At 42.7% G+C, this 13209-nt stretch carries 8 protein-coding genes; 2 read left to right on the top strand and 6 right to left on the bottom strand.

Annotation, left to right across the window (positions count from 1 at the left end; translation table 11 throughout):
- Positions 1-144 precede the first annotated feature (144 nt).
- Both G6053_RS19655 and G6053_RS19650 read left to right on the top strand, forming a co-directional pair.
- On the top strand, positions 145-1083 hold the full coding sequence (locus tag G6053_RS19655; RefSeq protein WP_108633259.1) for a hydrogen peroxide-inducible genes activator: 939 nt from the start codon (positions 145-147) through the stop codon (positions 1081-1083).
- Positions 1084-1089: 6 nt separating this feature from the next.
- Positions 1090-2889 (top strand): chloride channel protein, encoded by a 1800-nt coding sequence (locus G6053_RS19650; protein WP_108633260.1) that lies wholly within the window; start codon positions 1090-1092, stop codon positions 2887-2889.
- Positions 2890-3027: 138 nt separating this feature from the next.
- Here the strand turns inward: G6053_RS19650 and G6053_RS19645 are convergent, their stop codons facing one another.
- The 6 genes from G6053_RS19645 to G6053_RS19620 all read right to left on the bottom strand — a co-directional run bounded on the left by G6053_RS19645 (position 3028) and on the right by G6053_RS19620 (position 13077).
- Positions 3028-3618 carry a riboflavin synthase gene (locus G6053_RS19645; RefSeq protein WP_165308072.1) on the bottom strand — a complete coding sequence of 197 codons (591 nt, stop codon included), beginning with the start codon at positions 3616-3618 and terminating at the stop codon, positions 3028-3030.
- Positions 3619-4104: 486 nt separating this feature from the next.
- Complete coding sequence (locus G6053_RS19640; protein ID WP_108633262.1) at positions 4105-4698, bottom strand: sigma-70 family RNA polymerase sigma factor; 594 nt, start codon at positions 4696-4698, stop codon at positions 4105-4107.
- A gap of 207 nt (positions 4699-4905) precedes the next feature.
- A complete protein-coding gene (locus tag G6053_RS19635; protein ID WP_165308071.1) occupies positions 4906-6396 on the bottom strand; it encodes an arylsulfatase in 1491 nt (496 codons plus the stop codon).
- A complete protein-coding gene (locus G6053_RS19630; RefSeq protein WP_108633264.1) occupies positions 6393-7916 on the bottom strand; it encodes a sulfatase-like hydrolase/transferase in 1524 nt (507 codons plus the stop codon). The genes G6053_RS19635 and G6053_RS19630 overlap by 4 nt, the downstream gene beginning before the upstream one ends.
- Before the next feature lie 54 nt (positions 7917-7970).
- Positions 7971-9626, bottom strand: coding sequence for a RagB/SusD family nutrient uptake outer membrane protein (locus G6053_RS19625; protein WP_165308069.1), 1656 nt, complete (start codon positions 9624-9626; stop codon positions 7971-7973).
- Positions 9627-9645: 19 nt separating this feature from the next.
- Positions 9646-13077, bottom strand: a complete 3432-nt coding sequence (locus G6053_RS19620; protein WP_165308068.1) for a TonB-dependent receptor — start codon at positions 13075-13077, stop codon at positions 9646-9648.
- Positions 13078-13209: the final 132 nt, after the last annotated feature.

The following is a 13209-nucleotide window of genomic DNA, read 5'->3' as shown; positions in this document are numbered from 1 at the left end:
ATAATTACAGGACAATTACAGCTTTTTGGCAAGGTATTTATTGTATTATATGATAGCGCGGGCAATGGTCAAGTCTTAAAATATGGTGTATTTGCCATCGTTTTACAGGAGTATTCGTAATTTTGCGCTTTTAAAGATTTTAACATGACCTTAATCCAATTGGAATATATCATTGCTGTTGATACTTATCGTAGTTTTGTCGCTGCAGCTGAAAAGTGTTTTGTGACACAACCGACATTAAGTATGCAGATCCAGAAACTGGAGGAATCGTTGGGAGCCAAAATCTTTGACCGGAGCCGCCAGCCTGTCGTACCTACTGAAATTGGGGAGAAAATTATTCTCCAGGCTAGATTGGTCTTGACCGAGAGCCGGAAAATCAATGAGATTGTACAGGATAAAAAGGGCGAGATCGAGGGGACGTTAAAAGTTGGGGTTATTCCGACAATTGCGCCATATCTGCTGCCCAAAGTACTGGCAACTTTTATGGAAAAGTATCCTAAGCTACAATTGCAGATCTGGGAATATACGACCGAACGTATAGTTCATGAACTGAAAGTTGGTCTTTTGGATTGTGGTGTGCTTTCGACACCGTTAAATGATCCGGGCATATTAGAATCGCCTTTATTTTATGAAAATTTTGTCGCTTATATCTCTGAAAATAGTCCCTTGTTTTCAAAAAAAGTGTTAAGTGGTGATGATATTGCTGATGACAAGCTCTGGCTGCTCAATGAAGGACATTGTATGCGTGGGCAGGTGCTCAATATCTGTCATCATAAACATAATCAGGATCTCTCCGGACGTTTTGAATATAATACCGGCAGCGTGGAAACCCTCAAAAGAATGGTGGATATCAATGATGGTATAACAATATTGCCTGAGCTTTCAATTTCGGATTACGTGGACGAGCAGCTGGATAAGATCCGGTATTTCAAATCACCGGAGCCTGTGCGGGAAATATCTTTGGTCACGACTCAGAATTATGTTAAACGGCATGCAATCCAAGCATTGGAAAAAGAAATATTAGCAGTGGTACCCGATAAATTCAAAACAAAAAAGAAAAAGGAAGTGTTGAGCTTTCAATAAGAAGACATGGCAAATCTCAGTGTACGTTTTTTTAAGAAGATAGATCAGATCAATCAATGGCGGATGAAAAAAGTTTCGAACCGGAACTTTATTATTCTATTAGCTTTTTTAGTTGGTATAGTTGGTGGTCTGATGGCGTCTGTTTTAAAAAGACTAACGCATTTTATTGCGGCGACAATTCAGGATGACATTGATTGGAAGGTTAAGTATTCCGTTTATTTGATTTTCCCATTAATCGGGATATTACTGAGCGTGTTTTTTGTCCGGAAATTTTTGAAGGGCAAGAAGATGGAACATGGTATTACACCTATTATCTATGCCATCAGCCGCAAGGGTAGCCGATTGGATCCAAGCAATATCTATTCACAGGTTGTCACTTCGGCAATTACGGTAGGTTTTGGAGGATCTTGTGGATTGGAAGCTCCGGTTGCTTTGGGTGGTTCGTCAATTGGTTCCAATATTGCCCGCTTTTTTGGTCTGCAATATAAAGAGGTCACCATGCTTTTGGCCTGTGGGGCGGCGGCGGGAATTTCGGGAGCGTTTAACAGTCCCTTGGCGGGAATGATCTTTGCGATAGAAATATTGCTTCCCGAATTCTCCATTCCGGTTTTTATTCCACTTTTGATTTCTTCGGCGCTCGCTTCGGTCGTATCGCGGCTCCTGTACAGTGAGCCTTTGTTCAGTACATTCAATTCGGACTGGCAGATCTCAGCGTTGCTGTTTTATTTGTTATTGGCGGTATTGATCGGCTTGTATACGATTTATTTTGCACGTGTCTCCAGTACGGTAGGAAAATGGTTTTCAAGAATAAAAAATCCGTACAACAAAGTTTGGGTAAGCGGAATATCCCTGGGGCTTATGATTTTTGTCTTTCCTGCCCTTTACGGTGAAGGCTATATCACGATTCAGCAGATTCTCAATGGACAATTTAACTCGATTGTAAAAAACAGTTTGTTTTCTGATTATAAAGACATGGGATTAGTCGTGCTGGGCTATACTGTTCTGACCTTATTTGGAAAATCTTTTGCCGCATTATTTACATTGAATGGCGGTGGAAACGGTGGTGTGTTCGGGCCGAGCCTGGTGATGGGTGGCCTCTTGGGTTTTGCCTTTTCGTACGGTATAAATCTGACCGGAATTGCGGAATTAAATGTGCCGAATTTTGTGGTTGCTGGCATGGCGGGCGCGCTGAGCGGTATTATGCATGCACCGTTAACGGGTATCTTCCTGATCGCAGAAGTAACGGGCGGTTATACACTGATGGTTCCCTTGATGCTGGTCTGTTCCATTTCTTATCTGATTAACCGCGCTGTATTAAAACACTCGATCTATACAAAAGTATTAGCTGAATCGGGCGACTTAATTTCTTACGAAGACAAGGACCGTTCTGTGTTGAGCATGATGCGGATTAAATATGTTCTGGAAACAAATTTTGTGATTTTACGTCCTGATGAGACACCTAAAAGCCGACAGACAGATATCATCCATAGCAAACGCAATATTTTTCCCGTGGTGAGCCATGAAGGTAAATTTATTGGGCTTCTCTATAGTGAGTTTCTGTTTTCGGTTCTGCTAGGAGAGGTAGAAGGGGGGGATACTCCATTTGAAAAATTGGCTCAGAAGCCAAATGATACCGTTGGGATCAATGAGAATATGGAAATTGTCATGGCTAAGATGAACAAGGACGACACATGGATATTACCTGTACTTGGGGATGAAAACAAATATATGGGCTTTGTATCCAAATCCAGCGTCTTTAATAAATATCGTGCACTACTTATCCGTCAGGGACATTATCTGGAGTAAAACCCTATTTTGGACCGCTAATAAGGGCGCTAGCAAAATTTTTCACGGTTCTTCTCAATTATCTTGATGCATATCAGATACTTACATGGACTTATCCATTATTTGATATTAATCCATGTAAGTATTGCTCGGGCTGAATTAGCCGCGCATCGCCATAATTTTTGTGACGTATTTTCCAATAATATCAAATTCGATATTGACTGTCGAGCCTACTTCAACCTGCTGAAGATTGGTGTGTTCGAGGGTGTAGGGAATGATCGCCACAGAAAATCGATCATCACGGGAATCGACCACAGTCAAACTGATACCATTAACGGTGATGGATCCTTTCTCTACCGTGATATTCTGTTTGTTGGGATCGTATTGAAAAGTAAAAATAAAACTACCGTTTTCATCTGTCTTCTTGATACAGGTCGCGGTCTGATCGACGTGCCCCTGGACGATATGTCCGTCAAATCTTCCGCCAGCTAAAGTACATCGTTCAATGTTAACCAAATCTCCGGTTTTCAACTGTGCCAGATTGGTTTTTTGTAAGGTTTCATCAATCGCTGTTACCTTGTGTACCTGATCATCCAATCCGACGACCGTTAGGCATACACCATTGTGGCTTACGCTCTGATCTATTTTAAATTCATTGGAGATCGGGGAGCTGACATAAAAGTGGATGTTGCTTTTTTCATGTTCGATACGTTCGATTTTTCCTAAGGTTTCTATGATTCCGGTAAACATGCAATAAAATTTTGATTGAATCAAAGTTACTAAATAATCAAAGGAAACATTGTTTTTGTGGACAAAATAGACGCATGGATGACAGAATAATCTATCGTAAACATAATTCATGACCAAGATAAATACTGTAATAGAAACGGCATTAATAGGGTATGATAAATAAGGGCTTATTAGAAATAGCAAAAAGATTGTGTGTATAATATACACTTACTAATCCTTTTGTGATAGCTATGCCAAAACAAATTTATGGGAGTTGAAAAAAAATATTACAAAATTTTTGTTTATATCATTGGAAGCACTATCTTTGTCATAGGTTTAGGTTGATTGCCTCTTACAAAGAGGTATTTATAAAAGCTTAGCAGGTCGCCCGACCGGATGCTAAGCTTTTTTTATTTTAAAGTAAATCGTTGTTTTACAAGCGCTTGTCTTCTTTTAGTGTGTGTTTTTTCCCTTAATGGTATTGGATTCTATAGATAAGCGATCTGCTTAGTTTTTGAGGGTATGTAAAATAGACATTGAAATCAGGAGCAGGTATTCAAAATTCTTAGATTTGAAACGTTCTTTTAAGGCGAGTAGTGCTTTGGAACGGGCATAATAGATGTTTGACGGCGTAGTGTCCAGTGCTTTGCAGATTTCTTCGGTTTCCAGGCCTTCCAAAAAGCTCAATTTACATATTTTAGCTTGCTGTTTTGGTAGCTTATTGATTTCAGCCAGTAACAACTCAGTCAGTTCTGTCCTGAATATTTTTTTTAGAATATCGTCTTCCGGAACGGATAGGTTTTGCAGTATATCCAATTCTTCAGTATGCATTTTAAATCTGGCCGATCTTTTCATATCAATACAGGCATTCTTTGTGGCGATATACAGAAATGCTTTGAGGCTTTCATAGTTTTCCACCTTCTGGCGGTGATGCCACAGTTTGACAAATACATCAGATACAATCTCTTCAGCATCAGTTTTGCTTCGTAGGTAGGAAAAGGCAAAATAACGTAAGGGATGACCAAAATGATCCATAAAAAAGCATAATGCGCTTTCCTGTCCCTCTTTTAATGCGTTAATATGCGACTCTAGTTGAAGCATGTTTGGTTATCAATAGTTTTCTTTTATTGCCCCAAGTTGGACATGATGACAAATGTTACGGTGTTTATTGTTTTTCAATAGAATATTGCGCGTCAGTTTCCCGTTTCTGATGTTAACAACGAAGTTACATAAAAAAACTTGGGTTGTTATGGTTTCAATCCAACAACCCAAGTTTTTTAACCGTTGACAAATAGGGTTTGGTAAAATTTATTTTTTCACCAGTTTACTGTCTATAATTTCCCATTCTTTGATATGGGCAGGGCGATGTTCCTGTTTGACAATCTGATCAAAATGATCGAGCAGTTCGGGGTGGTTTTCAGCAATATTTTCTTGTTCCCAAGGATCTGTTTTTAGATTGTACAATTGCCATTTTGCCTTGGGATTGTTTTTCAGGTCCAGTTTGACAGCCTTCCATTGTCCTTCACGTATGGCTACCTGACCACCTTTTTCAGGATATTCAAAATATAGGTATGCATGTTTTTTCTGGTTGTTTTGTCCCAGCCAGGTAGGCAGCATGGATAAGCCATTGGTATTGCCGGGATCCTGTTGGATCAGCTGGGCAAAGGTTGCCATCAGATCATATTGCGCGGAGATAAGATCCGTTTCGGTATTTGCTTTAATTTTCTTGGGCCAACGGACGATCAGAGGAACTTTAATTCCGCCTTCAAAGACATCCATTTTTAATCCTCTGAGTGAATCGACACTCTTAAAAAAACGATAGTCAATACCACCATTGAAGCCTGTGCCATTATCACTGGAGAATAGGATAATGGTATTATCATCTAGACCCAACGATTGGATATGTTTCATGATCAGGCCTACCTGATCATCCAGGTAAGTAATCATACCAGCATAGGTGGCTCTTGGGTACGGTGTTGCGGTATAACCATTCTGTCCATAATACGGGCGATCATGAAAAAGATTCTTATACCGATCTACGTATTCTTGGGGTACCTGAAGGGAAAGATGGGGGAGTGTGTACGGAAGATAGAGGAAGAACGGATTGTTTCGGTTCTTGTCAATAAATGCCATCGCTTTTTCCGTCATGATTTCCGGAGCATATTGTTTGCCGCTGAATTGCCCGAAATCTTTAGCGGTTGCTTTGGTCGAGTCGAGCGGAATATGCACGAATTTTTCTTTGTTCTGAAGCGGGTATTTTTGCTCGTTTTCCCAAAGATGGCTTGGGTAGTAATTGTGGGCCTGCTTCTGGTCCAGGTAGCCAAAGAAGTAATCAAATCCCTGTTTGTTTGGGCTTCCAGTAGTATTTTGCATGCCGAGCCCCCATTTTCCGATAGCTCCGGTATGGTAACCTGCTTTTTTAAATAGATGCGCCATGGTATAGGTTCCTTCGGGTAGAGGCATTTGTCCAGCCTCCAGGCTATCGGCAAATCCACCTAATTCATAATTTCCCCGGATATAGGACTGTCCTCCATGTTTTCCGGTCAACAACATACAGCGTGCCGGGGCACAAACCGGTGTACTGGTGTAATGATTGATAAAACGAAGTCCTTCCTGTGCGAGTTTCCGTAGGTGAGGTGTTTTGATCAACTGTTGGCCATAGGGTTCCGTCTCGGCGTAGCCTAGGTCATCCGCATAGAAAAAGATGATATTGGGCAGTTTTGTCTGCACTTGCTTTTGTTGCGCAAAAAGTGCGCCCCAACCTAATAGGAAAAGAGCAAGACCTATTTGCTTTTTCATTTTTTCCGTTCTCCTTCCAATAACTGTTTTAACTCGGTCACTTTTTCGGGATATTTAGCTGCGACATTGTTTTTCTCACCGATATCATTTTTAAGGTCATACAATTGGTCTTCGGGGAGATTTCCGGTTTCGGTATCCGTCAATTTCATATAAGGGGTACCTTTACTTGGTGCAATATATTTCCAGTCGTCCTTGACAATGGCAAGGGTTTGGGCGTGCTGAACCATGGTGCTGCGTCCTTTGGGGTCTTCACCGGTTAAGGTTTTTAACAAAGCCTTGCTGTCTTTTGCTTCGTCAGCTTTTAATCTTACGCCTACAAGTTGTGCACTTGTTGCCAACAGATCCATTTGACTGATCAGTGCATTGGACACCTTTCCTTTTGCTACGCCCTGTCCACTGACGATAAACGGTACACGGGTTCCGCCTTCAAAGATGCTATATTTACCGCCTCTGAGCGGTCCTGCCGGCTGATGTCCATTGAGCTGTGCCACGGCACCGTCCACGTAGCCATCATCCAGTACAGGGCCATTGTCGCTGCTAAAGATAATAATGGTGTTTTTGTCCATGCCCAGTAGCTGTAATTGCTGTTGGATCTGTCCGACCGTCCAATCCAATTGGAGAATGGCATCACCGCGGTAACCGAGCTTGCTTTTGCCTCTAAACTGTGTGGCTGGCATACGGGGCACATGGGGCTCTGTCAAACAGAAGTACAGGAAAAAAGGTTTATTCTGATGTTGTGAAATAAAGTCCTGTGCTTTATGTAGAAAGGTTGTGGAAACTTCTTCGTCTACCCAGCGAGCACGTGTACCGCCGCTCATGTAGCCAATTCGTCCGATGCCGTTGACAATCGTCTGGTTGTGGCCTTGACCGGGGGAGGATTGCATTTTGAGTAACTCTGGGTGTTCTTTTCCGGTAGGATCATTCCCTATTTTTTTCTCATAATCGACCAGGATAGGGTCGTTTGCTTCGGCCGCAACAACCTGATCATTTTCTAAGAATACGGTCGGAACGCGATCTGCTGTTGCTGGAAAGATAAAAGAATAATCAAAACCGACATCGTTAGGGCCGGGTTTGATGGCTGCATTCCAATCTTTTTTGACTTCGCTCCCAAGTCCCATGTGCCATTTACCGACAATTGCTGTTGCATAACCTGCATTTTTAAAGACTTTGGGCAGTGTAATTTTGTCTGTCGGAACAATCAGTTTGGCATCACCGGGCAGAATCCCGGTTCCATCCTGACGCCAAGGATAGGTCCCTGTCATCAACGCAAAGCGGGAGGGAGTACAGGTCGCCGAAGTACTATGTGCATTGGTAAAGCGTGTGCCGCTTTGCGCCAATTTGTCCAAGTGGGGTGTTTCAATCTGTTTGGCACCATAGCTGCTCAAATCACCAAAACCAAGATCATCCGCATAGATATAGATGACATTCGGTTTACTCATTTTTTGGGCCAGTAAGGTCATGGGCAGGGTTATCGCCAGACTTGAGGAAAGAAGAATTGGAAGAAATAAGGTCTTTTTCATATTGTGCAAATACGTTGATAGGGATCCATCATAAAAATGACAGATCCCAATATACTATTTTAAATTTGGATTGATATCAATTTCATTTTGCGGAATCGGCCAATGGTTGTCCTGACCGGCTCTAAAGGATTTTTTTGTTACATACCAGCGGCTATAGCTGTCTCTGATGCCTCCGGACTTTACGCGGATATTTTTGGCATCGGGATATGGTGCGCCGTAGAAATCACCGTTTAAGACATCTTTTGCGGTATCCCAGCGCAGGAGATCCCAATAGCGAATGCCCTCTAAAGCTAATTCCACCCGTCTTTCATTCCGTAATGCAGAGCGAACTGTAGCGACACTAGCAACACTGATTGGCGGCATATTGACACTGCTGCGCCGTCTTACAGTATTGATGGTTTTATCCAAAAGTTCGGCCGTTAGAGGATCACCATTTTCAAGTTTGGCCTCCAGGTAGCTCAATAGGACTTCAGCATAACGGATAATGGGGAGATCAGTTCCGGAGTTCTGTAAGTTGCCGCTAAAATTTTCATCGTTAAATTTACGGAGGCCATAGCCCGTGCGTGTCGCTTGCTTGGTTGTTGTGAGCTGGTCAATGGACAAGGTTGAATCCGGATGTGAAATATAACGAAGGTTCTTGAAACGGTCTCCATTGCTGATGACTGTAAAGCCTAGTCTCGGATCCCGATTTTGAGTGATGTTCTGCGCGTTATAACGAGGATCCGTATAGGAAAACGCTGTACCATCCGAGAAGGAATAGCTCTCTACTAAGCTTCCCAATGGACAGTGCAGATGCCAACCGCCGGCGACTGCCGGGAAGTTATGTTGGAACATACCATTTCCGGCCAAATCTACGAGGTATTGTGTGGCAAAAATAATTTCTTTGCTGGACTCGTTGCTGCCGTTAAAAAGGCTTGCATAGTTAGGGTCAATACTATTTTCGTTGGCATTGATGATATTCTCATAGGTCTTAATCGCCGCGGCATAAGATTTTTCAGCCAGTTGTAAACGCCCCAAAAATGCATAAGCGGCCTGTTTCGTGACACGGCCCCGTTCTGCTGCAGGTAATTTGCCGTAGCTTGGAAGATCATTTGCAGCTTCTTGCAGTTCACGTTCGACAAAGGCAACCAATTCCTGTTTTTTATTTTTCGAGACATGATTGGCTTCGTCAGGTGTCAATGTTTTGGTCACCAAAGGGGCATCCCCCCAGTACTGTGATAGGTAGAAGTACTGACAGGCGCGAATAAAACGTGCTTCAGCCTTAAAACGGGCCAGCATTTCAGCTGAAACAGGCGTTTTGTCGACATTTTCCAAGAAGAAATTCGCACGGGCAATCCTTTTGTAGGAGAGTCCCCAATAGTCAGACAAAATGCCGATATTACTGGTGAGTGTGCCGTCTGATAATTTATTGAAGGCAGAATTATCCCCACGACGGTCATAGGCATTGTCAGAGGCAAACTCCATGTAAAGCAGACCATGATAAGACCACCAGTCTGTGGGACTGAATTCGGCAAGACCATTCATCTGGATCTCACCTTTGTAGAGACCTGTGATTGCAAGCCGTGTATTTGTTTCACTGCTCCAGAAAGTATCATTAGCGAATTTGTCCAGTGGGTTTGTATCCAATTGTTTTTTGCAGCTTAAGGTTAGACTGGAAGCAAAAAATATACAAAGGGCCAGTTTTATATTTTTATAGGTTATATGTCTCATGTTATGGTTATTGAAAGATTTAAAAACTAAGATTTACACCGAACGTGAAATTGCGCATAATCGGGTAGTATGCGCCGCTTGAATTGATTTCTGGATCCCAGCCTTTTCTATAACTGCTGCTTGTAAATATATTTTCGGCATTCGCGTAGACGCGCAAGCCTGATAATTTCCATTTGGCAAGAAGGCTTTTGGGAATGGCATAGCCCAATTGTACATTTTTCAAACGGATATAGCTTGCATCCAACAACCAATAGTCTGATAATTGTGTATTGGGGCTTCCGGTGCTCGGTAATTGCTCAAATCGTGGATACACTGCATTTCGATCTGGATTTGCGGTAGTCCATCGCCCATCGGCCTGCCAACGTTGGATATTACCATTTTGATTTAGCGCAAATCCGGCATAATTATTTAATAAACCCTGCACGCCACTGACACCTTGGAGTAGAAGACCTAAGTCAAAACCTTTATAATTAAATCCAAGGTTCATTCCATAGGTATATTTGGGGATACGGGATCCGATAACGGTCTTGTCATAAGTTGCATCCACCTTACCATCGGGAACCCCGTCAGGTCCACTGATGTCCTTGTACCGGATATCGCCGGGCTGTGAATTTGGATTGATACTTTTTTGATCGACCCATGAGGTTACATCAGCCGCATCAACAAATAAACCGTCGGTCTGGTAACCGTAATAAGTCTGTATTGGATAACCGATAAACAAATCAGATCCATTACCAATCATACCGTTGGATTGGTTGATATTGCCAACTCCTAGATCGACCACTTTGTTTTTAACCGTGGAGAAGTTCAGATTGATATTATAGGAGAGCTCATTGATCTTATGTTGGTGACCTAAAGTAAACTCCCAGCCTGTATTTCTGAGTTTACCTGAATTTTGTATACCCACTTCAAAACCCAATACCTTTGATACACTTGAGCCCGGACTGACCAAAATATCGTACGTAAAACGATTGTAGTAGGTGCTGCTAAAGGTCAATAGATTTTTAAATAATGCGATTTCGAGGCCGGCATCAGTAGTCCGGGTGGATTCCCAGCGTAAGTTTGGATCTACAATCTTGGTGCGTGCTACCCCGGGCGATATGGTATTCCCGAAGGGATAGTTATAGCCGGTATTTAAGATGTTTTGGTAAGGATAATTTGAAACTACTCTTGAGGTAAGATTATCGACAATATTTTGATTGCCTAAAACACCAAAAGAGCCTTTTAATTTCAATTCAGTAATCCAGTCAAATTTCTCTTTTATAAACGATTCTTCACTGATCAGCCATCCCGCCGCGAGTGAAGGGAAAATAGCATATCTTTTGCTGGTCGGGAAGCGAGATGAACCATCGTATCGGATGACCCCTTCGAGAAGGTATTTTTTTGCGTAGTTATACTGAATACGACCGAAGAGCGATTCCAATGCCCATTCTTCCGCCGTGCCCGAATTAGTTTGTCCATCTGGCGATCCAATATTTAGTTCTGTAAGCTCATTGCCCGGGAAGTTTTGGCGAAAAGCGGTGAGTCCTTCACTATAACCTTTTTCAAAGGAATATCCTGCAAGGATTTTCAGTGAATGGTTATTGAATGATTTGGTATAATCGGCCAATGCCTGAAAGGTCTTATATGTCGTATAAGGGGCGCTTTGGCTCAGCGTAGAAGGAGCAAGGGTGATTGCGCTATTGATCCGTTGTGAAGCGCGAAACAATTTGGAACGGCCATTGGTCTGCGCATAGCCACCGATTGCAGATAGTGTCAAATCGGATATCGGGGTCCAGTCGAAACGAGCATTTCCAGAGAGATCAGACACTTTCTCTTTGTAAAAAGATTCGCTCTCGAGAAAAGAAACAGGTGTTCCTTTTAAGTTATTTCCGGCTCCCCAGTCGCCATTGCTCATACGGATTGGAAAAGTCGCGGGATAGCGGATGACTTGGGAGATGATATCTGTCATTCGCGAAAAGTCAAGTGTCGCCGGTGCTGCGGGTTCGTCGGTGTTGGTCTGTATTGCGGAGACCCTTGTTGTTAATTTAAGTTTATCGTTCAGATTTGAAATCAGGTTAAGGCGGACGTTGTACTTGTCAAAATTGTTTTTGATGACAATACCTTTCTGATTGAGGTAGCCGGCAGATACGGTATACTGTATCTTTTCGGTTGTATTAGAAATATTTAGGTTGTGTCCGGTCTGGCTTGCCTGCGATTTAAATGTGCTACCGATGTAGTCGCTGTTGGGGTAATTGTCCGGATCGGATCCGTCCTTAAATTTCTGGATTTGTTCTTCGGTATACCCGCCGCCCCCAGTTGTGGTTTCATTGAGCATGCTGGCATATTCCCAGGAGTTGACAAATTCAGGAAAGGCTGTTGGTTTTTGAATACCAAAATAGCCGTTATAATTAACAGCGAGTTTTCCGGCTGTTGAACCAGTTTTCGTAGTGACGAGAATGACACCATTGGCCGCTCTGGCACCATATATTGCTGCCGATGATGCATCTTTTAAGACAGAGATGGAGGCAACGTCATTGGGGTCAATATCATTGAACGAATTGGTCGGAATACCGTCTACCAATATAAATGCATCGGTGGTGGCACCAAAGGAGCCAACACCTCTGATCTGTATGCTATTGTTGGCCGCACCGGGTTGCCCCGAACGTTGGATAACCGTCACGCCCGGCATCTGTCCAGTCAGTGCCTGCGCCAGCTGGGGAACGGTACGTTTTGCAAGCTGTTTGCCGTCTATCTGAGAAACTGAACCGATCAGCTCTTTCTTTTTGGTTGCTCCGTAACCGACAATTACCACCTCTTCTAACGCGTCAATCTGTTGGCTGAGCGCAATGTCGAGATAGATCTGCGTAGTTAAGGCGATTTCTTGTGGCTGGAATCCGATCATTTTAACGACAAGTGAGGCATTACGGTCATTGACATCAATCTGGAAATTTCCACTGATATCTGAGGTGGTGGCCTTGTTTGTTCCTTTAATGCTGATAGTCGCTCCGGAGATTGCGCGTCCTTGACTGTCGTGGACATTTCCCTTAACGGTTCTTGTCTGCAACATAAAGGCATAGTTTGTTGGACTAATGACAGCGGAGCTGTTTGTTTTCACAGCCGTGACGACCAGCATATTGTCTTTGAAACTCCAGCTAATGGGTTTGTCTTTTAACAATACTGACATAGCCTTTTCTAAGGGCATATTTTTTACATGCCCTTCGATTTTTATTTCGGCGAGTTCTTTACCGTTTAACAGAAAACGAACACCGCTCTGCTTTTGGATGGTTCGCAGCACTTGTATAAGCGATGTTTTATTTGCGTCTATGGTAATCGATTGTGCGTATCCAGCTGCTGAGAGTTTGACTACACATGCAAGCGTAAAAAAGGCGCTAAGCTTCATTTTGGTCTTCCATTGTTTGGGGATGTCCATAGCAATAGGTTTTCTATGGACAAGAAATTTAAAATTCATAAATTTGTTGAATTAGGGACATAATCTGTTTGTACACTGATTGGGTGAATCGGTTAAAAATGGGGTCGCTAATAGATTGGCCGATTAATGTTGGAAGCATTATTCGGCTTTTTTAGTGGCGCCGTTCCGTTT

This window comes from Sphingobacterium sp. DR205 (assembly GCF_011064245.1).
GTDB lineage: Bacteria > Bacteroidota > Bacteroidia > Sphingobacteriales > Sphingobacteriaceae > Sphingobacterium > Sphingobacterium athyrii.
This window is presented reverse-complemented; position numbering and strand designations above follow the sequence as displayed.